We start from the raw sequence: 21,266 nt of genomic DNA, 5'->3' as shown, positions 1-21,266 counted from the left end.
GGTCAGCCCCGTTTGCGGCTCGCCTTTTCCTCCAGACCCGACTGGCCTTCACGCCGGGCAATCTCCCCATAGACCTCCGCCGGGTCGATGTCGAGCGCAGCCATGAGCACAAGCCAGTGGTAGAGCATGTCGGCCGCTTCGGTGACGACCTCGTCACGCTTTCCGGCGGCCGCCGCGATTACCGTTTCGACAGCTTCCTCGCCGAGTTTCTGCGCACATTTCTCGGTCCCGCGGTCCAGCAGCTTCGCCGTGTAAGACGTGTCGGGCGAAGCTCCCTTTCGCGAAACGATCGTGCGGAAGAGGTCATCGAGTTGGGAGGCGTCGACGCCCATCGGTCTGTCCTCAGGCTAAAGGAAATCGCCGGCGCCTTGTCCGTGCCGGCTCCAAAGGCGCTCACCTAGCAGATTTATCCACAAGAGGCCAGTAATCGGAAGGAGAGCGAAGGCGGGACGGGAAGGGCAGCCCCCTTCCTCTGCGTCAGCGGCGGGTGGAGAGAGCGGTCCCGGCAAGGTCTCCCAGTTTCGCCCCTTCCTGGTCGGCCTCGGTGAGATCGGCGCCGCGAAGGTCTGCGCCGCGCAAATCCGTATGGCGGAGATTGGCACGCTTCAGCACGGTTTCGCGAAGGTCGGCGGCGGCAAGGAAAGCACGTTCGAAATTCGTGTCGGCCAGGATCGCCTCATGGAAATCGGCGCCAGCCAGAATGGCGCCGGCGAAATCTGTGCGCGACATGTCCATCCGGGAGAAGTCGGCCCGCTGGCCTTTCGCCTCGTCGCTCTGGATCCAGAGCATATGGGCCGACAGCATTTTGGCGAGACGGTCCGGGCCCGGCGCGCGGCGCGGCTTTTCGGCCAGCATCATGTCGCCATTATTCGCGGTTGCCTCATCCATGACGGCACGGCGGAAATCGGCCTCGGAAAGGTTTGCCCCGGCAAGCGAGACGCCGGTCAACTCCGCGCCGTTGAAACTCGCGCCGCGGAGGTCAGCGCCCTGAAGGCTCGCCCCGGAAATATCCGCGCCTTCGAAATCCGCGCCTTGAAGTTTGCATTCCGACATATTCGTGCCGAGAAGCTTGGCGCCGCGAAAAGAGGAGTTCTCCCGGCCCGACGGCGCTTCGGTGCCAATCTTGATGACCGAGCCGCGCCGCAGATCCGCGCCGGCAAGTTCCGCCCCGGAAAGCTCCGCATTCTCGAAATGCGCGCCACGCAGATCGGCGCGGGCGAAATTCGTCCGGGTCAGATTGGCGTCGTCGAACCCGGCGCCGAAAAGATTCGTACCCTTGAAGGCTGCGTCTTCGAGATTGGCGCCGGAGAAATCGCAACCGATGAAATGGCCCTGCGAGAAATTCAGGCCGCGGAAATCGAGACCGGAGAGATCGCATTCCTTCATCACCACGCACCAGCCATTGGGCACGCCACGCAGATAGCGAATATGGAAATCGGCAATCCGGCGAAGCGCGTCCTGCGATATGCGGCGACCCACAATCGCCTGGCCTTCTCGAGGGGCGACCGCGCGGGGCTTGTTTTCCTTGCGGCTGGGCGCCGGAGACGAACTCATTTCTTCGCGATCCCGATACTCTGTGCAAATTCGGCAAGCGTTTCACCGAACCTTAGCGGTGAGTATTTCCGAAATGATTAACCCCTCCGGAAAATTTCGCTGGATCGCAATCACGGCGGCAAGCGTGAGGTCAGCCGCGCCAGAAGGCGGGCCGGGCGGTGAAATCGGTCCATAGGGACCGCACGCTCTCCCATTCCCGTTCCGCCCTTGCCAGATGGAACTCCGCCACATGCGCCACGGCGGGCTGGAGCGCGGCATCGTCCTTTGCCAACTCGCCCAGAATGGCACGGGCCGTCGCCAGATCGTTCAATGCGCCGAACGCATCCTGCAAACGGGAGAGGTCTTTCAGATAGGGCTTGGCCTTTTTTCGTCCGAAGAGGGACTGGAAGAAGGAAAGCGTGTAGCGCAGTTTCTTCAGGCGCTTGCGCAATTCATGACGCTCTTCCTCATCGAGCTCGTTCATGCGGCTCCCCAGCCTTTCGACGCTGGCCTGCCGCTTGTCGAGAGCGCGCACCGCAAAGTCGGTAACGGGATCACCGGCGGAACTTTTCGCACGCCAGCCCCGTTCGCTCAGGAACAGCGCCAGCTGCAGCACGAAACGGCTGTAGCGCTGCGAATGGATTGCCTTGCCCGCAGCGGACCAGGCGCGGGCCCGCTCTTCCTCCACCTTGCGTTTCAGGACGGCAAAGGCTTCTTCCTCACCCTCGGCAGGCGTCACCGGTTCCAGGATGTCATGGGCGAAGACATCGAAATCGCGGGCGCGGCCCACCGCATTGCCGAGCCATTTCGCTTCCGCGGACAGCATTTCCGCCGTTTCGCCGCCGATCTCCTTGCGGAAGACGGTGAATGCAGAGCGCATACGCCGCAGCGACACGCGAAGCTGGTGCAGCCCTTCCGGCAGGCGCGCATCGAAGGCGGGACCTTCATTGGCCAGCAGGTGCAAAAGGCAATCGCGGAGGATGAGTTCATAAGCCTCTTGCGCGGAGAGGCTCTTGTCGAGATCCGTCTGGTCCGCCTTGACCGCGGCGGGCGGCGTTCCCTGGAGGAGGGCAAAACCGCGTTCGGCCTTGCTCATGCGCGCTATCCGCATGGGTACGATATCGGCAAAGCCGAGCGCAATACGATAAAGCTCCTCCGGGCTGCCTTCCTTCAACTCCAGTTCGACTTCGCAAATATCCGCCTTGCTGCCATTGGCTTTCACAGAGCCGGCATCAAAAGCGAGTTCCACGAGGTCGCCGCTGTCGGAGCGGAGATCGACCGTCTCCCGGTCGATATCGCTCTCGATACGGGGGAGCAGCTTCTCGTCATCGATCAGCTTACGGAGCTTTTCGCGAACGGGCGGAGGAAGCAGCTCCAGATCGGGTTCATCGACGCGGCAGGGAAGGAGAGACTCGAACTCCCGCGTATCGTGAAAGACGCTCGTCGCCGTCTGGTCATTGCCGGCTTTCAGGGTCTGAATGCATTTGTCGCCGGTGAAACGCAGGCGGAGCGCAAAGCCGTTCGCGCCAAGCCGCAGATCGTCCGTGTCGAAATAAACGGAGCGCATCCGTTTGCGGCCGACCGCCATGCCGTTTTCGCGCAGATAGGGCGCCCCGCGCAGGCGCTCCATCGCCTCGGGCGTGCATTGCAGTTTGAGTTCGATTTCCCTGTCGATCATGGTCGCGGCGCAGCCGGTGTGGTCATCGTTCTGTCGCTCAAGGGGCACTTGTATATTAGCGTAGGCCAAAATTACAATTCATCGCAGCGGCGGTGCGACAATAGCGTCAAATTCGAACCGGAACGCCCGCATTCGCCATGTGCTGCTTGGCTTCGCCGATCGTGTGTTCCCCAAAATGGAAAATCGAGGCGGCAAGCACCGCGCTTGCATGACCGTCACGGACGCCTTCGACCAGATGATCGAGTGTGCCCACACCGCCCGACGCGATGACCGGTATCGCGACCGCATCGGCCACGGCGCGGGTAAGCGCAATGTCGAAGCCGTTGCGCGCGCCGTCGCGGTCCATGGAGGTCAGAAGGATTTCGCCGGCACCCAGTTCGGCCATCCGCGCGGCATATTCCACGGCGTCGATGCCGGTGGGCTTGCGGCCGCCATGGGTGAAGATTTCCCATTTGCCGGGCGAAACCTGTTTGGCGTCAATGGCAACCACGATGCACTGATTGCCGAATTTCTCGGACGCCTGACGCACGAAGTCCGGATTGGTGACGGCCGCAGTGTTGATCGATACCTTATCGGCGCCGGAAAGAAGGAGGGCGCGGACATCCTCCACCGTGCGCACGCCGCCCCCCACCGTCAGCGGCATGAAGCAATGTTCCGCCGTACGGCGCACCACGTCGAAAATGATGGCACGCTCTTCATGGCTCGCCGTGATGTCGAGAAAGCAAAGCTCGTCCGCGCCCGCCGCGTCATAGGCCCGGGCGGCCTCCACCGGATCGCCCGCATCGCGCAGGTCGACGAAGTTCACGCCTTTGACGACGCGACCGTCTTTCACGTCGAGGCAGGGAATGACGCGGGATTTGAGCATCAGGCTTGCCCTTTCAGCAGCGCCAGCACTTCTTTCGGATCGAGGCGGCCATCGTAAAGCGCGCGGCCGGAAATGGCGCCCTCGATGCCGGGGCAGTTTGCGGCCTGCAGCGCCTTGATGTCCTCGATGGAAGAAAGCCCACCCGACGCGATGACCGGAATGGAAATCGCATTGGCGAGATCGACGGTCGCGTCGATATTGAGCCCGCCCAGCACGCCGTCGCGGTCGATATCGGTATAGATGATGGCCGCGACGCCCGCATTTTCGAAGCGCTTTGCCATATCGAGCACGGTGAGTTCGGAGACGTCGGCCCAGCCTTCGGTGGCGACCCTGCCGCCCTTGGCGTCCAGCCCGACCGCGATGCGGCCCGGAAATTTCTGGCAGGCCTCGATCACGAGGTCGGGATCCTTCACCGCCGCCGTGCCGATGATGACGCGGGCGATCCCCTTGCCGAGCCAGGTCTCGATGGTCTTGAGATCGCGAATGCCCCCGCCCAGCTGAACGGGAATGGAGATGGCGGCAAGAATTCCGTCCACCGCATCGGCATTGACCGGGCGGCCTTCGAAGGCACCGTTCAGGTCGACCAGATGGAGATATTCAAAGCCCGCCGCCTCGAAGGCGCGGGCCTGGGCGGCCGGATCGTCATTGAAGACGGTTGCCTCTTCCATCAGGCCTCGCACCAGGCGCACGCATTGGCCGTCTTTCAGGTCGATGGCCGGAAACAGGATCATGAGAGTCAGACTTTCCAGGTCAGAAAATTGCCGATGAGCGCGAGGCCAAGGGCCTGGCTCTTTTCGGGGTGGAACTGCGTGCCCACCATATTGTCACGGCCAACCGCAGCGACGACCGGGCCGCCATAATCGGTTTCGGCCAGCACATCTTCCTCGTCCTCAGCCTTGAAGGCATAGGAGTGGACGAAATAGGCATGATTGCCGGGCAGATCCTTCAACAGCGGGTGGGCGCGTTTCAGGGTGAGCTCGTTCCAACCCATATGCGGGATCTTGAGCGAGCGGTCGGCGGGGTCGATGGGCTTAACATCGCCCTTCAGCCAGCCGAGGCCCTTATGCACGCCATATTCGAGGCCGCGCTCGGCCATGAGCTGCATGCCGACGCAGATGCCGAGAAAGGGTTTTCCTTTCCCGCGCACTTCCTCGTCCAGCGCCTCCACCATGCCGGGGATGGCATCGAGCCCGGCGCGGCAATCGCCAAAGGCGCCGACACCGGGCAGCACGATCCGCTCGGCCCGGCGCAGGGCCTCCGGATCGCCCGAGACGAGGATATCGGCGGCCAAGCCGCGTTCGCGGGCCGCGCGCTCAAAGGCTTTGGCCGCTGAATGGAGGTTGCCGGATTCGTAATCGACGATGGTGACGAGCATCGGAGGCTTTCTGAAGCGTTTTCAGCGCGAGTGGTATGGCTCAAGCTTGCGGCTTTGGGAAGAGGCCAAGGACGCGCTCATCGTCGCGGCGCGGCCAGACGCCCTGTTTGGCGCCCGCCTCGCGATGGCCACTCTCCTTTTCCGCGCCGCCGGCGCCGTCTTTGGCTTTAGGACGCTCGGGACGCTTTGGCCGCTTGGGCCAGACGCCGCCCGAGGGCGATACCCAGTTTCCGGTCGCTTCGGAAAGATCGACCGGGCCTTTCCAGCGGGAAAAGAAAATACGTTCCGCATCGGCCCTGTCGGACGCGGCGACGACATCGACCTCCACATAGGCCTTGCGGTCCAGCACCCAGCGCCGCAGATCATTGCCCTCGAAGCCGAGCCAGAGCTGCATGGCGAAGGCGACGATGACAGGCACCGCTTCGTCGACATGGCTGGCCTCGGCCAGGGCGCCAAGCAGCACCGCCGCGGCGATCCAGAGAATGAGCGGGATCCAGAGGCGGCGGTAGAGCAGCCAGAGCCAGCCGAAGATCAGCCCGCCCCAGGTAAAGCCCTCGCGCACGAAAACGAAGCCCTCGCCATCGGCGGGCGCGTCCTTGCGAAAGTGGACCGTATAGATGCGCATGGAACCGTCTTCCGGAAGCGGGCGGACCGCCCGTCCTTCATCCGCTCCTGTTTAAGGCAGATCGCGCGGCATGGCCACCGCTCAGCTGCCGAGGACGCCCTTGGTGGAGGGAATGACATCGGCGGTACGCGGGTCGATCTCCATCGCATCGCGCAGCGCCCGGGCAAGTCCCTTGAAGCAGCTTTCCACGATGTGGTGGTTGTTCTCGCCATACATGTTCTCGACATGCAGCGTGATGCCCGCATTCTGCGCAAAGGCCTGGAACCACTCCTTGAAGAGTTCGGTATCCATATCGCCCAGCTTCGGCCTGGTGAAATCCACCTTCCAGATGAGATAGGGGCGCTGCGAGACGTCGATCGAGACGCGGGTACAGGTCTCGTCCATCGGGATGATGGCCGTCGCATAGCGGCGGATGCCCTTGAAGTCGCCCAGCGCCTTTTTCACCGCCTCGCCGATGACGATGCCAGTGTCCTCGGTGGTGTGGTGGAAATCGATATGGAGGTCGCCCTCGGCGCGGAGTTTCAGATCCATCAGCGAGTGGCGGGAAAGCTGTTCCAGCATGTGATCGAGGAAGCCGATGCCGGTCGAGACATCGTACTGCCCCGTGCCGTCGAGATTCACCTCGGCGGCAATGCTGGTTTCCTTGGTCTTGCGCTCCACCTTCGCGGTGCGCGCAGCGCGTTCCATATCCATTTGCCTTTTCCTCAAGGCGGCGGGGACCTGTCCCGTCCGGTCTCTTGCACTCGTGGGGCGGCTTTTATCAGCGCGGTGCGGGAAGCGCCAGCCTCACCGCCGTCGCGATACCTGCCTGGAGATAGATTCAATTTGAAATACAAATGCTTATTCGACGTTAACCTAACGGCTTAATGAATCCTCATGTGACACATTAAGAGGTTTTACCGGAATCTTCGAAGTATTTAGCAAGTTATTGATTCAATTAGGCCGCCAAAATAGCCGGTAGCAACCTGCGATCACGCCCACGCAAGATGTTGTGATCGCAGCCGGGGATGCGCAGGGTAGCGCACGGTTGCCTCGCTTGCCATATAGGGTGCCCGCATTGCCTGAAAAAGGAACCCGACCATGGCCTGGCAAAGCCGCATGACCGACGACCTCGCCCGTTTCATCGGAACGCAGGACCATTTCTATTTCGGCACGGCGAGTGCGAAAGGCGCGCCTTATATCCAGCATCGCGGGGGCCCGAAGGGCTTTTTGCGGGTGATCGGGGAAAACCGCCTCGGCTTCGCCGACTTTGCCGGCAATGCCCAATATGTCTCGCTGCGCCATATGGAGGAAAACCCCCAGGCCTTCATCTTCCTGATCGACTATCCCAGCCGCACCCGTATCAAGATCAGGGGCCATGCGCGGCCGATTACAGACCCCGAAGAGATCAGACCGCTGGCCGTGCCGGGCTATCGGGCCCGGGTGGAGCGGGGCATTCATTTCGACATCACGGAATGGGATCTCAACTGCAAGGCCCATATCCAGCCGCGCTGGGACAGCGAAACGCTGACCCCCGCCTTCGACCGGCTGGAAACCCGCATTCACGAGCTTGAGGCAAAGGTGCGGGAACTGGGCGGCGATCCAGGCGAGTTCGAAATGCCGCGCTAGCGGGCCCCGATAGAGCCCTAGTAGAGATTGTCCTTGGCATCCTGCTCCAGCGCGTCGTCGATGGGCTTGGCGTCCATCTCAAGCTTCATCTGGTCGCGGATCATCTCGCCGAAGCTCGGCATCTCATCTCTGGGAACCTGATTGTCAACTTCCCAGAGCCCTGAGCGCTTCAGCGCCTTGGTGCAGTGCAGATAGACCTCTTCCACCGCGATCGTCATGACGGAGCGGGGCGGTTTGCCTTGATGCTCAAAGCGTTTCATCAGATCGGGGTCAGTGGTGGTCACGGCCTTGCCGTTCACCCGCAGCATTTCGGTGAAGCCGGGAATGAAGAAGAGCAGGCCCACGGCGGGCTGGTGGACGACATTGGTCAGCGTATCGAGCCGGTTGTTGCCCGGCCGGTCCGGGAGGGCGAGCGTCTTTTCATCCAGCACATGGACGAAGCCCGGCTCTCCACCGCGCGGCGAGACATCCGCCGTCCCGTCCGGCCGCGAGGACCCGATGCAGACAAAGGGCGAGAGTTCGATGAAACGGCGCGAATGCGGGTCGATGACGGCGAGTTGCTTGAAGACCGCGCCGTCTGACGGCTCGCGATAGACGGTCCGGAGGTCCGGTTCGCTGGCCAGAACGCGCTTTGCCTCGCTCATGATGTGCTTCCTTCATCCGCTTTGCGTTTCCCGAGCCTAGGCCCAGCCCCTTGCTTGTTGCAAGCGATTCTCATCTATAAGGCCAAAGCGAGGCATTCCGGCCCGCTGTCTTGACCGCGCTCGCGGGAAAGGCCACATGGAGGCGATCCTACCGCCTCTATCCGGAGCCCCGTCTTATGAGTGACCCGAACCGCCGCTTCCCCGTCGACTGGCATGGCACCACCATTCTGGCCATCCGCAAGGGCGGGAAAGTCGTTCTCGCCGGCGACGGCCAGGTTTCCATGGGCGACACGGTGATGAAGGGCACGGCGCGCAAGGTGCGCCCGCTCGGCAAGGGCGATGTGATCGCCGGTTTCGCGGGCGCGACGGCCGATGCGATGACGCTGTTCGAAAGGCTCGAGGCCAAGCTCGAGCAATATCCCAACCAGCTGCTGCGGGCAGCGGTGGAACTTGCCAAGGACTGGCGGACCGACCGCTTTCTGCGCCGCCTCGAAGCGCTGATGATCGTGGCCGACAAGGAAGTCACGCTGGTGCTGACCGGCAATGGCGACGTGCTGGAGCCCGATGGCGGCGTGGTCGGCATCGGCTCGGGTGGCAATTATGCGCTTGCCGCCGGCAAGGCGCTGATGGACAGCGATCTCGGCGCGGAAGAAATCGCCCGAAAAGCGATGGGAATTGCCGCGGAAATCTGCGTCTACACCAATGACAATGTCGTTGTCGAAGCACTGGATGGCTGACCGATGGACCCACGGCTCCCCAGACACCGGCAGACCGGCCCCGATAGCGGTTTTGCGGACCGCTGCGCCGCGAAGCGGCACAGTCTTTCACATGCCGGGTCGGCGGCTCTCCGCTCCAACAGGCGCTGAATGCCATTATTCAGATTTGCGGGTTGGAAGACGGGTCGCGGAAACGACGGGAAGGGTCGGCGAAAGTGCCATCCCGCTCCATACAGACGGATCTATTTTGCTAATGAAAACAACACAGTAAACAAGGTTTCCGGTCGCCTTCACGCTGGCGCAAGAGCTTGTCCGCATACCGATGACCGGGATCGTTCCGGGGCCGGAAAAATTGGTATCCGGAGCAAGAAAGTCATGCTTTTTGACAGGCTGATTGTCACTTAAGCCCCGTTTTCCACGGACGATATCCACAGTTATCCACGGAGTTATCCTCACCCCATGACCAGTTTCTCGCCGCGTGAAATCGTTTCGGAACTCGACCGTTACATCATCGGTCAGCAGGACGCGAAGCGCGCCGTGGCCATCGCCTTGCGCAATCGCTGGCGCCGCCAGCAATTGCCGGAAGCGATGCGCGAAGAGGTGCTGCCCAAGAACATCCTGATGATCGGGCCGACCGGCGTGGGCAAGACCGAGATTTCCCGCCGCCTCGCCAAGCTCGCCGAGGCGCCCTTCATCAAGATCGAGGCGACCAAGTTCACCGAGGTCGGCTATGTGGGCCGGGATGTGGAGCAGATCGTCCGCGATCTTGTGGAAATCGCCATCGGCATCGTGCGCGACAGGAAGCGCCGCGACGTGCAGGCCAAGGCCCATATCGCCGCCGAAGAGCGGGTGCTCACCGCGCTGGTGGGCGAAAATGCGAGCGAAAGCACACGGGAAAATTTCCGCGCCAAGCTGCGCAGCGGCGAGATGGACGACAAGGAAATCGAGGTCGAGGTGTCGGATTCCGCCTCCGGCATGCCCTTCATGGATATGCCGGGCATGCCCGGCAGCCAGGTCAGCATGATCAATCTCTCCGACATTATGGGCAAGGCGTTCGGCGGCCGGACCAAGACCCGCCGCATGAGCGTCAAGGAAAGCCATGACGTGCTGATCGCCGAGGAATCCGACAAGCTGCTCGATCAGGAACAGCTCACGCAGGACGCCATCGAGCTCGTCGAACAGCATGGCATCGTCTTTCTGGACGAGGTGGACAAGATCTGCGCGAAATCCGAGCGTTCCGGCGATGTGAGCCGGGAAGGGGTGCAGCGCGACCTGCTGCCGCTTATCGAAGGCACCACGGTTTCCACCAAGCATGGCGCGGTCAAGACCGACCACATCCTCTTCATCGCCTCCGGCGCCTTCCACATCTCCAAGCCCTCCGACCTCCTGCCGGAGCTTCAGGGCCGTCTGCCCATCCGGGTGGAGCTGCAGGCGCTGACCCGGGAAGACTTCAAGCGCATCCTCACCGAGCCGGAAGCCAGCCTCATCAAGCAATATGTGGCGCTGATGCAGACGGAAGACGTGACGCTCGACTTCACCGAGGACGGGATCGACGCGCTCGCCGATATCGCGGTGTCCGTCAATTCAACGGTCGAGAATATCGGCGCGCGGCGGCTTCACACTGTGATGGAGCGGGTGCTGGAAGAAATCAGCTATGCCGCCAGCGACCTTTACGGCCAAACGGTCACCGTCGACGCGGCCTATGTGCACAAGCATATCGGCGACCTGTCGAAGAACGCGGATCTGTCCAAGTTCATTCTTTGAGGGTCAGCGCGGCGCCATGGATTCCGGGTCGAGCCCGGAATGACGATGAAAGAGAGGCATTGCCTCAAAAACAGCCGTCACCCCGGACTCGATCCGGGGTCCACCCTTACTTCCCGCCGCGCCTGTTTCGCTTTTTGAGAATCTTCGAAATCTCCCCGATTTCGCTCGTGGAGAGTCTGGCGATCTCTTCGGCAAGGCGGTTGGCCATTTCGGTCGCGGCAGGGTCGAGCCCCGATGTGTCGATCGTCACCCTGGGGTGGGAGAGATGTGCCAGCCGCTCCAGCTCCTCCGCCTCGTCCCAGATGATGTTGAAATAGCCGATCACCGACTGCACGAAGCGGAAACTCGGACGGCCGCGCCGCCCATGCTCAAGCGCCGAAAGATAGGCAGGCGTGACGCGGAGCGCCGCGGCCATGTCCTTGAGCGTCAGCCCGCGCGCGGCCCGCAATTCCCTGAGTTTCTTGCCGAAGGGCGTCATGCGGCCCGGCTCACTTGTCGCGTCTTTTGCGCAGGCGGACATAAAAAGCGCCGCCGCCGCCATGGCGCGGATGGGCCGGCTGGAACCCGGCCACGATGGCGCGGAACCGGGATTCTTCCAGCCATTTCGGCAGCGCGGCACGCAGAATGCCCGGCCTTTCCGGCACGTTATAGAAGTCGTTGCCATGCAGCGTGTGGCGGGCATAAGGGCTGTCGCCCTTGCCGGTGATGACGAGAACGAGCCGGAATCCGCGCGCCCTTGCGCGGGTCAGGAAAGAGGCAAGCACCGTATAGGCCCGTTCCTGGGTGTGGCCGTGAAGGTCCAGCGTCGCTTCGACCTCAAGCTGGCCGCGCCCGAGCCGCTGGGTCATACGCCTGTCGAGGCCGGTCAGGGGCGGGGCGGCGGGAACCGGCTGTTGCTGCGGCGGCGGGAGCGGTGCCGGTTTCGCGGCACGGCGCGTGCGGGAGGCGGCGCCGGCTTCCGGCTTTGGATCGGCCATTGGAATGTCGGTTGTCGTTGTATCGTTGGTGGGATCCCGGCGCGGCTTGCGAAGCGGCACGGCTTCCTGTGTCACGCGCTGCCAAAGCTCCTTCTCGCCGGCGCTCAGCCTGCGGGCGTGTTTGCCGCGCCTGGTCTTGTTGTCGCCGTCAGCCATTGCCGTCAACCAGGTTTCCGCTTACCGCCATACGCCCGTCCGTCACCCACGTCACCGGGCACGGACCCCGATGCGCCCGTCAGGGCGCGAGATCTTTGGGCACCAGGGCGAAAAGCTCGCCATGCGATTTCATATGTCCCGCGACCCAGCCCGCCCTGTCTCCCGATCCGAAGAAGATATCGGCACGCTGAAGCCCCAGAATAGCCGAGCCGGTATCCTGCGCCACCATCAGATGGTCAAGCGGTTTGTCCCCGCCGGGCGTGGGATAGCTCGTCGCGAGATAGAAGAGAGAGCCCAGCGGGTGGTAGCTGCGGTCCACCGCGATGGAGCGGCCCGGCGTCAGATGCACGCGGCCCGCGCCGACCGGTCCGAGATCCGCGCTCACCCCGTCCAGCCGGCGGAAGAAGATGTAGGACTCATTCATGTCCATGACCCCTTTCGCCTGGTCGGGATGGGCCTCCAGCCAGGCGCGGATGGTCTGCATGGAGACGTCCTCGCGGGCGATAGCGCCACGGTCGATCAGCACCTTGCCGATGGAGGTGTAGGGTCGTCCGGTCTTGCCGGCAAAGGCGAGGCGAACAGTTTCGCCGTTTTCCAGCGTCACGCGGCCGGAGCCCTGGACATGCAGGAAGAAAGCGTCAACTGGGTTGTCCAGCCAGACGATAGACTGGCGATCCGCATCGTAATCGCCCGCCTCGATTTGCGCGCGGGTGGGGAAGACGACGCCCGCCCTGCGGGCCTCGGCAAAACCCCGCGGCGGGCGAAGGATGGGCGTCTGGTACGCGCCATGGCGTGTCAGCGAGCCGCGCATGACCGGCTCGTAATAGCCGGTGAAAAGCGCATCGGCCCGGGTTTCGGACGGAAAGCGGACGGGCGTGAACCAACGCTCGAAAAAGGCCCGGGCGGCGGCGGGGTCCGTATCGAGCGCAGAACGACAGGCCGGTTGCCAGTCGCCCGCTTCCCCGTAGATACCACCGCTGCCGGTTTTCCGGTCGAGCGGATCGGCCGCGCCAAGCTTCAGGATGCGCGCGCAGGACCGTTTAAAGGACAGGAGCGCGGCGCCTTGATTGTCCGCAGCCCAACCGGGCAGATCGCTGAAGGAAATCGCATGAAGGCCGCTCGGGCCCGCCTGTGCGGGTTGGGCCGGGCGCACGCCGCTGTCGCTGCCTTGCATGGTGCCGCAGCCTCCCAGAGCCAGCGCCACCGCAAAAAGAACCGATAGCGCCGAAAGACGCCCGCCCTGTTTCGGGCCCGCTACGCCCCCCATGATCCGGCCCTCAATCGGTGCTGCTGGTAGAGACCAGGCGCCAGTTGGGATCGCGGCTCTTCACATTGCGCTCGAAGGTCCAGACATCCGTGACCTTACGCTCGGTCACCGGATCGCCCTCGACGACCACGCCGTCGGCATTCTTGGTGCAGGAGGTCATCTGGCTTTCGAAATGCATGGTGATCCGCGCATCCGCGCCCGACAGCTCCACCTTGCGGATTTCCGCCTTGTCGATGCCGATCAGACTCTGGTCGAGGGTAAGGCCCTTTTTCTCACGATCCTCGATGGCCGCATCGAAATTGGCGAAAACATCGTCGGAGAGGAGCGGCTTCAACGTCTCGCGGTCGCCCTGGGCGAAGGCGGTCACGATCATCTCATAGGCGCCGCGGGCGCCCTCGACAAAGGCATTGGGATCGAAACTGCGATCGGCGAGCGAAAGCTCGGTCAGGGCATGGGCAAGCTCGGACCCTTCCGGCGCTATGGCCTCCCAGGACGTCTCCCTGTTCCGCTGTCCGGACTGCGGGCCGTTCGCATTGCGGCGCGGCAGGGTGACGACCTTGTCATCTCCCGACTGCGCATCCGGGCGGGAATAGGGATCGTAAGGCTCCCTTTCATGTCCGGTCCGTTTGCCCAATACGCTGTAGAGCTTGAAAAGCACGCCTATTGCGACCGCGAGCAGAATTAGATTGAGAAATGTCACGCTGTTTTCCATCCGCTTTCGCCACCCGGGCTCAATTCGGCCCGCCGGCCCGTGACGGCGGGCCATTGCACCGTTACTGTTTCGTCTTATCTAACGTAAGACACCGAAAGGCAATTTGCCACCGGCACCGTCATCGCGGGTCGCATTGCCAGAACGCGGAAAACCATTGGCCCCGATTCTTTTTCTGATTTTCATCATTATGCCGCTGGCCGAGATCGCCGTCCTCGTAAAGGTAGGCGGTCTGATCGGGCTCTGGCCGACGCTTGCCGTCGTCATCCTGACCGCGATGGCGGGCACCTGGCTGTTGCGGCTACAGGGGTTCCAGACCTGGCAGCGGGCGCAGGCCGCGCTTCAGCGGGGCGAAGCGCCGGTGGCGGAGGTGCTGGACGGCATGTTCCTGTTTGCTGCCGCGCTGCTGATGGTCACGCCCGGCCTCATCACCGACACGATGGGCTTTCTCTTTCTCATTCCGCCGGTGCGTCACGCGGTCGCGAAAGGACTGGTGAGCTGGGCGATCAGGACCGGGCGGCTGCAGGTCTATCCCGGCGCCGATGGCGGCATGACGGGCGGCATGGCAGGCGGCATGGGCCGACGCCCTGACGGAGACGGACGGCCCGAAAGGGGCGGCACGCAACCGGGTCCGGGCCGGAAGCCGGACGGCGTCGTCATCGAGGGCGAGGCTGTCGAGATTTCCAACGACGAACCCGACGGCAAGGGCCCGTCCGATCCGGATTCGCCCTGGAAGCAGTAAGAGCGCGCCCCGGCCTTATGGGCCTCCTTGCCGGTCATTCCCATACGTGCTAGCCAGCAGCGACCCGGCGGCATTCGATCCGCCGGCGCCAGCCTGTATTTTTAGGGGAATGACGAGAGATGGCCGACGACAACCAGACCGGACAGACTTCCGCAGACGCAGCGGCTGAGGCCGGTCCGCAGCTTCGCGTCATGACGCAGTATGTGAAGGATATGTCGTTCGAGAACCCGAACGCGCCGAGCCTTCTCGGCCAGCTTCAGGGCCAGCCCAATATCGATGTCCGCGTCGATGTCGGTGTGCAGCGCATGGCGGATGCCGATTACGAGGTCGCGCTGAAAATCGGCGTCGATGCCAAGGTCGACGGCAAGGCGCTCTTTCTCGTCGAACTCGACTATGCCGGTCTCTTCCGCCTGGAAAACATTCCCGAAGATCAGCTCGAACCGGTGCTCGTCATCGAATGCCCGCGCCAGATCTTTCCCTTTGCGCGCCGCATGATCGCCGATGTCACGCGCGATGGCGGCTATCCGCCGCTGCTGCTCGACCCGATCGATTTCGTGAGCCTCTATCAGCAGCGCCGCGAACAGATGCAGGCGGAAGTCGCGGGCACCAAGCCGAACTGAGGCCGCCGCCTAACCCTTCACCGACAGCCAGAGAGCGTCTTCGCCCAGCGTGGCGATGAAGGCGTCATGGGCCTCCACCTCTTCCGGCGTCAGCCTGGGGGGCAGGGGCTCCGGGCGCTGCCGGCGCTGGACCTGCTCGGCCGCTTCGGTACCGTCGAGATTGAGCGAGGCGTCGAGCACGAGGCCGGGCTGCCTGCCGCCGCGCATCTCCAGATAGACTTCGGCCAGCAACTCGCTGTCGAGCAGCGCGCCGTGAAAGGTGCGGCCTGAATTGTCGATATTGAAGCGGCGGCAAAGCGCATCGAGATTGTTCTGCGCGCCGGGGAATTTGCGCCGCGCGATCTGCAGCGTGTCCACTGCGCGCGAGGTGGGGATTTCGGGCCGGCCGAGCAGTTTCAGTTCCCAGTTGATGAAGCCCATATCGAAGGAGGCGTTGTGAATGACCAGCGGGTCGTCCGCGACAAATGCCAGAAACTCGTCTGCGATGTCGGCGAATACCGGCTTGTCGGACAGGAACTCCGCCGATAGTCCGTGTACGTTGAATGCTTCCTGCGGCATATCGCGTTCGGGATTGATATAGACGTGGAAATTATTTCCCGTCGCGACATGGTTCAGCAGTTCCAGACAGCCGATTTCAACCAGCCTGTCGCCATCGGCCCAGGACAGGCCGGTCGTTTCCGTGTCGAGCACGATTTCGCGCATAGGTTTCGCCCCGTCTCCCGCCGCGCGCGCGTCCCTTCGCGCAGGGCAGGGTGCAAATCAATTCTGTAGGATTGAGTCTAGCGCGTTCAGTCGTCTTCGGAAATGCGGAAGGAGCCGTCCTCGCCGATCACGGCATAGGGATTGAACGCAACCTCCCAGACATGCCCGTCGGGATCGGCGAAATAACCGGTATATCCGCCCCAGCTTGCCTCCTGCGCGCCGCGCAGAATGCGGCCGCCCACCGCTTCCGCCTTGGCGAGCAGCCGGTCCACATCCTCACGCGTGCGTACATTATGCGCCAGCGTGATGCCGCTGAAGCCTTCGCCATAAGGCGCAACGCCCGCCTCGGCGGCGAGATCGGTGCGCGGGAAAAGAGCCAGTGCGATCCCGTTCAACTGGAAGAAGACGACCTGTTCGTTGCTGGCCTGGGCGGGCGTCAGACCAAGCGAGACATAAAACTCCTTCGCGCGTGAAAGATCCGCAACGCCGAGTGTGACGAGGCTCAGTCTCTGTTCCATTCGTCGTCTCCCCTATCCGGCTCGGGATCAGGCCTGAGGCAGTCTCTCCCGAAGCACTTTGCCTTCCCGGCCTTTCAACGCCGCGACGATCTCTTTCACCTGCGCGGTGGCATGGTCGAGGCCCTTGTCGCTCTCCACGATGAAATCCGCGCGTTTGCGCTTTTCTTCGTCGGGCGTCTGCTTGGCATGGATCGCCGCGAATTTCGCTCCATCCATATCGGGCCGCGCCAACACGCGTTGCTTCTGAAGATCGTAGGGGGCGGAGACCACCACCACAACATCGACACGGGATTCGCCGCCCGTTTCGTAGAGAAGCGGAATGTCGAGCACGACCATCTCGTGTCCGTCCGCCGCGGCCTGCTTCAGGAAGTCGATTTGCACCTGGCCGACCAGTGGATGAACGATGGCTTCGAGTTTCTTCATTTCATCCGGCAGGCCGACGACGCAGCGCGACAGGGCCTTGCGATCCACCGCCCCGTCGACGACCGCGTCGGGAAATGCTTCGCCGATGGGGGCGACCGCCTTGCCGCCCTTGCCGTAAAGCTCATGCACGGCGGCGTCCGCGTCATAAACGGGCACGCCCAGCTCGCGGAACATGCGCGCGGTTTCCGATTTGCCCATGCCGATGGACCCGGTGAGACCGATCAGCAGCATTGCGTTCTCCCTCTCATTCTTCTTCTTGCGCCGTCTTCTTACGCATATTTATTCTTCAGGCACCCATATCGCCCAGAACATGCGCGCGCAATTCATCCGTAACCTCGGGCCGCGTCCCGAACCAGGCTTCGAAACCGGGCACCGCCTGATGCAGGAGCATGCCGAGCCCGTCCACAGTCGCAAGGCCCGCCGCTTTCGCGTCGCGCAGGAGCCCCGTTTCGAGCGGCGTGTAGACGATGTCGGTGACCACGGCCTCAGCGGCGAGCGGCGACAGGTCGAGCGTCAGATCGTTCTCGCCCTTCATGCCGCGCGTCGTCGTGTTGACGAGAAGACCGGCCCCCTCCAGCGCGCGCGGCAGTTCGTCCCACTCATATATATGAGCGTTGGCCAGGCCGATCTCGCGGGCAAGCGCCTCGGCGCGTTCCTTCGTGCGGTTGACGATGCGCAATTCCGGCGCGCCTTCCTCTTCCAGCGAGGCGGCAATGGCACGGGCCGCGCCGCCAGCACCGATCATCACGGCGGGCGCGGCGGCGGCCTTCCAGCCGGGCGCGCCCGATTTCAGATTGGCGATGAAGCCATAGCCGTCGGTATTGCGGCCTTCCAGCCCCTCATCGGTGGTCACGATGGTGTTGACCGCGCGCAGGCGTTTTGCCAGCGGATCGTGCCGGGTGAGAAGCGCAAAGGCGGCTTCCTTATGCGGCACGGTGACATTAGCGCCGACATAGCCGAGCTCGTTGAGACGCGCGATGGTACCCGCCAGGTTTTCCGGCTCCACCGCCAGACGCTCATAAAGAGCGTCGGGGATACCGTATTTTTCGATCCAGAAATTATGGATGAGCGGCGAACGGGAATGGGCGACGGGCCAGCCGATGACACATGCCTTGCGCATTGGGGACCTCCTCAGGCGGGAACCGCAGCGAGGCGGCGCAGCTCGGCGAGAAGGGCCAGAAGGGGCAGGCCGAGAATGGTGAAATAGTCGCCCTCGATCCGCTCGAAAAGCTGAACGCCCGGGCCTTCCATCTGGTAGCAGCCCACGCTTTTCAGCACCTCATCGCCCAGCCGGGCGAGATAATCGTCCAGAAAAGCATCGGTGAAGCCCCGCATGGTGAGCGTCGCACGGTCGGAATGACCCCAGATAATCGCATCGCCCTGCGCAATGGCGATGCCGCCGTGCAGGATATGCGACTTGCCGCGGAAGAATTTCAGATTGGTCCGGGCCTCATCGATGTCCCTGGGCTTGTCGAAGCGGCGACCCTCGCAGCTCAGAATCTGGTCGGCGCCGATCACCAGCGCATCAGGGCGGTTTGCGGCGACGGCGAGCGCCTTTGCCTCGGCCAGTTTCAACGCGAGTTTGTCGGTCGCGAACTCCGTATCTCCCAGTTGTTCTCCTTCGGCGAATTCTTTCTTGATCGCATCCTCATCCACCTCGGAGGTCACGACCTCGAATTCGACGCCTGCCTGGGACAGCAGCATGGCACGGACCGCGCTGCCGGATCCGAGGATGAGAGAACGGGTCATTGCGCGGCTCTTTGTCTATCGGAATAAAGATTGAGGACGGCGGCGGCGGTTTCCTCGATGGAACGGCGCGTCACGTCGATCACCGGCCAGCCATTGCGGGCATAGAGGCGGCGAGCATAGGCCACCTCATCGGATACGGCTTCCGGCGAAACATAATCGGTGTCCGTCTTCTCATGGAGCGAAAGAAGCCGGTTCTTGCGGATCTGGATCAGCCGGTCCGGGCTGGTGGTCAGCCCCACGACCAGCGGATGGGATGCCGTTTCCAGATCGGGCGGCAAGGGTGCGCCGGGGACGATCGGAACATTGGCCGCCTTGATGCCGCGATTGGCCAGATAAATACAGGTCGGCGTTTTCGAAGTGCGGCTGACCCCCAGCAGAATGATGTCGGCATCGTCGAGATCGCCCGCCGACTGACCGTCATCATGCGACATGGTGTAGTTCAGCGCGTCGATCCGCCCGAAATATTCGGCGTCCATGGCGTGCTGGGAGCCCGGCTTGTGGGAAATCTCCTTGCCGAGATAGCTGCCCAGCGCCTGCATCGCCGGATCGAGAACGGAGATGCAGGGCACCTGCATCTCAAAGCAACGCGCTTCCAGACGCTTTCTCAGCTCGTCATTCACCATGGTGAACATGACGATACCCGGCGAGGTTTCGATCTCGCTCAATACGCGCTCGAGCTGTTTGGGTCCGCGCACCAGCGCATAGACATGCTCCACCGGACGCGCGTCCTCATATTGCGCGCAGGCGGCGCGCGCTACAGCGTTGAGCGTTTCGCCGGTCGCGTCCGACACGAGATGAAGATGGAAGATGCGCTTGGAGTTCATGAACCTTTCCCGACAGCTGCGCCAAACTATCGGTCTGCTCCCCGGCTTGCCAATATTTTTCGCTTGCCACGCGAGCCGGACAGGCCCCGGCACAACCTCACGTATATTGCTGTCACCCTTGTGGATAAGTGTGGAGAACGGGCGTAACTCGGCTTTTCGGAAGCGGTATGACTTAGCCATACCCGCTTTGCGTTTTTCCTCCCCTGTTTCATGAGTCCAGGGAAAAGCCCGCGGATACGCTTAGGGGAATCGGGGAAAACATGACTGTCCCGGTATGACCCACAAATTATCCCCATGCTTCACAGGCTGTGTGGAAAAGCCGCCCACAGATCAAGCTGCCGAAGCTGCGATGCTTTCGACATTATGTCCTCTTCTGCACACAGGCATCTTGCGTTAGGAAGGGGCCGGGAAGGGTGCCGCCATGTACCGTCCCGCCTGTGGATGAAAACGGGTGGCGTTTTAATCCCCATCATCCACAGCCATCCACTATCCCCTACTATTTCAAGAATCTTTATTAGTAAGGAGAAAGAGCCTGTGAAAAACGGGACGGCAGCACCGAAGAAACGGCTTCTCAAGGCACTGGCAGGCGAGACACAGGAAAGGCCCCCGGTCTGGTTTATGCGCCAGGCTGGGCGGTATCTCCCGGAGTACAAGCAGGTTCGCGGTGTCGCCGGCAGTTTTCTCAATCTTTGCTACAACCCCGAACTTGCCGAGGAAGTGACGCTTCAGCCGATCCGCCGGTTCGGCTTCGATGCGGCGATCCTCTTTTCCGACATTCTCGTGGTGCCCGATGCGCTGGGTCAGGAAGTGGCTTTCAAGGAAGGCGAAGGGCCGGTGCTGGAGCCCATTACCAACCTCGGCCAGCTTGGCGACCTCGATCTCGGTGCGGTGAAGGATCGGCTTGCTCCCGTCTATGAGACGGTGTCGAGGCTTTCCAAAAGCCTGCCGGAGGATGTGACGCTGATCGGTTTTGCCGGCGCGCCCTGGACGGTGGCGACCTATATGGTGGGCGGGCGTGGTTCGCCGGATCAGGGCGCGGCCAAGGCCTGGGCCTACCGGGCGCCGGACGAGTTCCAGCAATTGATCGATCTGCTGGTCGAGGCGACGGTCGTGCATCTCTCCGCGCAGGTGGAGCAGGGGGCCGAGGCTCTCCAGATTTTCGATACATGGGCGGGCTCGCTGCCGGATCTTTCCTTCCGGCGTTTCGCGCTGGAGCCGATGAAAGCCATCACGGCCAAGCTGAAAGCGAAATATCCCGATGTTCCGGTGATCGCCTTCCCGCGCGGCGCGGGACCGATGGCGGAGACCTATTTCCGCGAGACCGGCGTCGACGCGCTGAGCCTCGATACCGGCATGCAGCTTCGCTGGGCGCGCGAGCGGCTCCAAAGCCAGGGTTGCGTTCAGGGCAATCTCGATCCGCTGCTTCTGGTCGCAGGCGGGGAGGAAATGAGGCGGCAGGCGACCTATATCCTCGAAGAACTCGGGGGCGGCCCGTTCGTGTTCAATCTGGGCCATGGCATCGTGCCGCAAACCCCGCCCGATCATGTGGCCGAGCTCGTGGAGCTTGTGAAGAACTGGAAGGCTTGAGGCATGTCTGACAATGCGCGGCGCAAGGTAGCGATCGTCCTGTTCAATCTGGGCGGGCCGGACGGTCCGGACGCCGTGCAGCCTTTTCTGTTCAACCTGTTCAACGATCCGGCGATCATTCGGCTGCCGAACCCTTTGCGCTGGCTGATTGCGAAGATCATTTCCTCGCGGCGGGCGCCGGTGG

Annotated in this window: 26 protein-coding genes; 7 read left to right on the top strand and 19 right to left on the bottom strand. The window is 62.7% G+C overall.

Features of this window, described 5'->3' with window-relative positions:
• Positions 1-2: 2 nt before the first annotated feature.
• From CMI59_RS09935 to hisB, 8 genes are all read right to left on the bottom strand, one after another.
• Entirely contained in the window at positions 3-332 is a 330-nt protein-coding gene (locus CMI59_RS09935; protein WP_293327911.1) for a phosphoribosyl-ATP diphosphatase, read from the bottom strand.
• Positions 333-477: 145 nt separating this feature from the next.
• Positions 478-1,554 (bottom strand): pentapeptide repeat-containing protein, encoded by a 1,077-nt coding sequence (locus CMI59_RS09930; protein WP_293327909.1) that lies wholly within the window; start codon positions 1,552-1,554, stop codon positions 478-480.
• 130 nt (positions 1,555-1,684) lie between these two features.
• A complete protein-coding gene (locus CMI59_RS09925) occupies positions 1,685-3,259 on the bottom strand; it encodes a CYTH and CHAD domain-containing protein (RefSeq protein ID WP_293327906.1) in 1,575 nt (524 codons plus the stop codon).
• A 58-nt stretch (positions 3,260-3,317) separates the two neighbouring features.
• Positions 3,318-4,076, bottom strand: coding sequence for an imidazole glycerol phosphate synthase subunit HisF (hisF, locus tag CMI59_RS09920; protein WP_293327904.1), 759 nt, complete (start codon positions 4,074-4,076; stop codon positions 3,318-3,320).
• A complete protein-coding gene (gene hisA, locus CMI59_RS09915; RefSeq protein WP_293327901.1) occupies positions 4,076-4,807 on the bottom strand; it encodes a 1-(5-phosphoribosyl)-5-[(5-phosphoribosylamino)methylideneamino]imidazole-4-carboxamide isomerase in 732 nt (243 codons plus the stop codon). The genes hisF and hisA overlap by 1 nt, the downstream gene beginning before the upstream one ends.
• Positions 4,808-4,812: 5 nt before the next feature.
• Positions 4,813-5,451: an imidazole glycerol phosphate synthase subunit HisH gene (hisH, locus tag CMI59_RS09910; protein ID WP_293327899.1), complete on the bottom strand. Its 639-nt coding sequence runs from the start codon at positions 5,449-5,451 to the stop codon at positions 4,813-4,815.
• A gap of 40 nt (positions 5,452-5,491) precedes the next feature.
• Entirely contained in the window at positions 5,492-6,076 is a 585-nt protein-coding gene (locus CMI59_RS09905) for a DUF2628 domain-containing protein (RefSeq protein ID WP_293327896.1), read from the bottom strand.
• 81 nt (positions 6,077-6,157) lie between these two features.
• Entirely contained in the window at positions 6,158-6,769 is a 612-nt protein-coding gene (hisB, locus tag CMI59_RS09900; RefSeq protein WP_293327894.1) for an imidazoleglycerol-phosphate dehydratase HisB, read from the bottom strand.
• Between the two features lie 387 nt (positions 6,770-7,156).
• On the opposite strand from hisB, the gene CMI59_RS09895 reads away from it, so the two are divergent.
• A complete protein-coding gene (locus CMI59_RS09895) occupies positions 7,157-7,684 on the top strand; it encodes a pyridoxamine 5'-phosphate oxidase family protein (RefSeq protein WP_293327891.1) in 528 nt (175 codons plus the stop codon).
• 17 nt (positions 7,685-7,701) lie between these two features.
• On the opposite strand, the gene CMI59_RS09890 is transcribed toward CMI59_RS09895, so the two are convergent.
• Positions 7,702-8,328, bottom strand: coding sequence for a pyridoxamine 5'-phosphate oxidase family protein (locus tag CMI59_RS09890; protein WP_293327889.1), 627 nt, complete (start codon positions 8,326-8,328; stop codon positions 7,702-7,704).
• 176 nt (positions 8,329-8,504) lie between these two features.
• On the opposite strand from CMI59_RS09890, the gene hslV reads away from it, so the two are divergent.
• Positions 8,505-9,065: an ATP-dependent protease subunit HslV gene (gene hslV, locus CMI59_RS09885; RefSeq protein WP_293327886.1), complete on the top strand. Its 561-nt coding sequence runs from the start codon at positions 8,505-8,507 to the stop codon at positions 9,063-9,065.
• 438 nt (positions 9,066-9,503) lie between these two features.
• Positions 9,504-10,808, top strand: a complete 1,305-nt coding sequence (hslU, locus tag CMI59_RS09880) for an ATP-dependent protease ATPase subunit HslU (protein ID WP_293327883.1) — start codon at positions 9,504-9,506, stop codon at positions 10,806-10,808.
• A 106-nt stretch (positions 10,809-10,914) separates the two neighbouring features.
• Here hslU and CMI59_RS09875 read toward each other — a convergent pair whose 3' ends face one another.
• From CMI59_RS09875 to CMI59_RS09860, 4 genes are all read right to left on the bottom strand, one after another.
• Positions 10,915-11,286: a transcriptional regulator gene (locus CMI59_RS09875; RefSeq protein ID WP_293328019.1), complete on the bottom strand. Its 372-nt coding sequence runs from the start codon at positions 11,284-11,286 to the stop codon at positions 10,915-10,917.
• Positions 11,287-11,296: 10 nt separating this feature from the next.
• Complete coding sequence (locus CMI59_RS09870) at positions 11,297-11,941, bottom strand: Smr/MutS family protein (protein WP_293328016.1); 645 nt, start codon at positions 11,939-11,941, stop codon at positions 11,297-11,299.
• A gap of 79 nt (positions 11,942-12,020) precedes the next feature.
• Entirely contained in the window at positions 12,021-13,208 is a 1,188-nt protein-coding gene (locus tag CMI59_RS09865) for an MltA domain-containing protein (RefSeq protein WP_293327880.1), read from the bottom strand.
• A 10-nt stretch (positions 13,209-13,218) separates the two neighbouring features.
• The gene (locus CMI59_RS09860; RefSeq protein WP_293327877.1) at positions 13,219-13,908 is read right to left on the bottom strand and encodes a Tim44/TimA family putative adaptor protein; all 690 of its coding nucleotides are present in this window, start codon (positions 13,906-13,908) and stop codon (positions 13,219-13,221) included.
• Between the two features lie 166 nt (positions 13,909-14,074).
• Between CMI59_RS09860 and CMI59_RS09855 the strand changes: the two genes are divergently transcribed.
• The gene (locus CMI59_RS09855) at positions 14,075-14,659 is read left to right on the top strand and encodes an FxsA family protein (RefSeq protein WP_293327874.1); all 585 of its coding nucleotides are present in this window, start codon (positions 14,075-14,077) and stop codon (positions 14,657-14,659) included.
• 119 nt (positions 14,660-14,778) lie between these two features.
• Complete coding sequence (secB, locus tag CMI59_RS09850) at positions 14,779-15,279, top strand: protein-export chaperone SecB (RefSeq protein WP_293327871.1); 501 nt, start codon at positions 14,779-14,781, stop codon at positions 15,277-15,279.
• A 9-nt stretch (positions 15,280-15,288) separates the two neighbouring features.
• Here secB and dnaQ read toward each other — a convergent pair whose 3' ends face one another.
• The 6 genes from dnaQ to CMI59_RS09820 form a co-directional block, all read right to left on the bottom strand.
• Complete coding sequence (gene dnaQ / locus CMI59_RS09845; protein WP_293327868.1) at positions 15,289-15,981, bottom strand: DNA polymerase III subunit epsilon; 693 nt, start codon at positions 15,979-15,981, stop codon at positions 15,289-15,291.
• Between the two features lie 86 nt (positions 15,982-16,067).
• The gene (locus CMI59_RS09840) at positions 16,068-16,499 is read right to left on the bottom strand and encodes a VOC family protein (protein ID WP_293327866.1); all 432 of its coding nucleotides are present in this window, start codon (positions 16,497-16,499) and stop codon (positions 16,068-16,070) included.
• A gap of 27 nt (positions 16,500-16,526) precedes the next feature.
• On the bottom strand, positions 16,527-17,153 hold the full coding sequence (coaE, locus tag CMI59_RS09835; RefSeq protein WP_293327864.1) for a dephospho-CoA kinase: 627 nt from the start codon (positions 17,151-17,153) through the stop codon (positions 16,527-16,529).
• A 55-nt stretch (positions 17,154-17,208) separates the two neighbouring features.
• A complete protein-coding gene (locus tag CMI59_RS09830) occupies positions 17,209-18,042 on the bottom strand; it encodes a shikimate dehydrogenase (protein ID WP_293327861.1) in 834 nt (277 codons plus the stop codon).
• Positions 18,043-18,053: 11 nt separating this feature from the next.
• The gene (locus tag CMI59_RS09825; RefSeq protein ID WP_293327858.1) at positions 18,054-18,671 is read right to left on the bottom strand and encodes a Maf family protein; all 618 of its coding nucleotides are present in this window, start codon (positions 18,669-18,671) and stop codon (positions 18,054-18,056) included.
• A complete protein-coding gene (locus CMI59_RS09820; RefSeq protein ID WP_293327856.1) occupies positions 18,668-19,495 on the bottom strand; it encodes a pyruvate, water dikinase regulatory protein in 828 nt (275 codons plus the stop codon). The genes CMI59_RS09825 and CMI59_RS09820 overlap by 4 nt, the downstream gene beginning before the upstream one ends.
• A gap of 534 nt (positions 19,496-20,029) precedes the next feature.
• Between CMI59_RS09820 and hemE the strand changes: the two genes are divergently transcribed.
• Positions 20,030-21,082 (top strand): uroporphyrinogen decarboxylase, encoded by a 1,053-nt coding sequence (gene hemE / locus CMI59_RS09815; RefSeq protein WP_293327853.1) that lies wholly within the window; start codon positions 20,030-20,032, stop codon positions 21,080-21,082.
• 3 nt (positions 21,083-21,085) lie between these two features.
• Positions 21,086-21,266, top strand: a 181-nt coding sequence (locus tag CMI59_RS09810) for a ferrochelatase (RefSeq protein WP_293327850.1), incomplete at its 3' end; no start/stop codon positions are given.

The organism is Parvibaculum sp. (assembly GCF_002684405.1).
Classification (GTDB): domain Bacteria; phylum Pseudomonadota; class Alphaproteobacteria; order Parvibaculales; family Parvibaculaceae; genus Parvibaculum.
This window is presented reverse-complemented; position numbering and strand designations above follow the sequence as displayed.

What these genes read in the sequence shown, in the direction of transcription:
- secB (WP_293327871.1), top strand. Translation starts at nt 14,779, where the DNA reads ATGGCCGACGACAACCAGACCGGACAGACTTCCGCAGACGCAGCGGCT.
- CMI59_RS09895 (WP_293327891.1), top strand. Translation starts at nt 7,157, where the DNA reads ATGGCCTGGCAAAGCCGCATGACCGACGACCTCGCCCGTTTCATCGGA.
- CMI59_RS09840 (WP_293327866.1), bottom strand. Translation starts at nt 16,499, where the DNA reads ATGGAACAGAGACTGAGCCTCGTCACACTCGGCGTTGCGGATCTTTCA.
- CMI59_RS09870 (WP_293328016.1), bottom strand. Translation starts at nt 11,941, where the DNA reads ATGGCTGACGGCGACAACAAGACCAGGCGCGGCAAACACGCCCGCAGG.
- CMI59_RS09820 (WP_293327856.1), bottom strand. Translation starts at nt 19,495, where the DNA reads ATGAACTCCAAGCGCATCTTCCATCTTCATCTCGTGTCGGACGCGACC.
- CMI59_RS09890 (WP_293327889.1), bottom strand. Translation starts at nt 8,328, where the DNA reads ATGAGCGAGGCAAAGCGCGTTCTGGCCAGCGAACCGGACCTCCGGACC.
- hisA (WP_293327901.1), bottom strand. Translation starts at nt 4,807, where the DNA reads ATGATCCTGTTTCCGGCCATCGACCTGAAAGACGGCCAATGCGTGCGC.
- hisB (WP_293327894.1), bottom strand. Translation starts at nt 6,769, where the DNA reads ATGGATATGGAACGCGCTGCGCGCACCGCGAAGGTGGAGCGCAAGACC.
- hisH (WP_293327899.1), bottom strand. Translation starts at nt 5,451, where the DNA reads ATGCTCGTCACCATCGTCGATTACGAATCCGGCAACCTCCATTCAGCG.
- CMI59_RS09865 (WP_293327880.1), bottom strand. Translation starts at nt 13,208, where the DNA reads ATGGGGGGCGTAGCGGGCCCGAAACAGGGCGGGCGTCTTTCGGCGCTA.
- coaE (WP_293327864.1), bottom strand. Translation starts at nt 17,153, where the DNA reads ATGCTGCTGATCGGTCTCACCGGGTCCATCGGCATGGGCAAATCGGAA.
- CMI59_RS09935 (WP_293327911.1), bottom strand. Translation starts at nt 332, where the DNA reads ATGGGCGTCGACGCCTCCCAACTCGATGACCTCTTCCGCACGATCGTT.
- dnaQ (WP_293327868.1), bottom strand. Translation starts at nt 15,981, where the DNA reads ATGCGCGAAATCGTGCTCGACACGGAAACGACCGGCCTGTCCTGGGCC.
- hisF (WP_293327904.1), bottom strand. Translation starts at nt 4,076, where the DNA reads ATGCTCAAATCCCGCGTCATTCCCTGCCTCGACGTGAAAGACGGTCGC.
- CMI59_RS09875 (WP_293328019.1), bottom strand. Translation starts at nt 11,286, where the DNA reads ATGACGCCCTTCGGCAAGAAACTCAGGGAATTGCGGGCCGCGCGCGGG.
- CMI59_RS09830 (WP_293327861.1), bottom strand. Translation starts at nt 18,042, where the DNA reads ATGCGCAAGGCATGTGTCATCGGCTGGCCCGTCGCCCATTCCCGTTCG.
- CMI59_RS09825 (WP_293327858.1), bottom strand. Translation starts at nt 18,671, where the DNA reads ATGACCCGTTCTCTCATCCTCGGATCCGGCAGCGCGGTCCGTGCCATG.
- hslV (WP_293327886.1), top strand. Translation starts at nt 8,505, where the DNA reads ATGAGTGACCCGAACCGCCGCTTCCCCGTCGACTGGCATGGCACCACC.
- CMI59_RS09930 (WP_293327909.1), bottom strand. Translation starts at nt 1,554, where the DNA reads ATGAGTTCGTCTCCGGCGCCCAGCCGCAAGGAAAACAAGCCCCGCGCG.
- hslU (WP_293327883.1), top strand. Translation starts at nt 9,504, where the DNA reads ATGACCAGTTTCTCGCCGCGTGAAATCGTTTCGGAACTCGACCGTTAC.
- CMI59_RS09905 (WP_293327896.1), bottom strand. Translation starts at nt 6,076, where the DNA reads ATGCGCATCTATACGGTCCACTTTCGCAAGGACGCGCCCGCCGATGGC.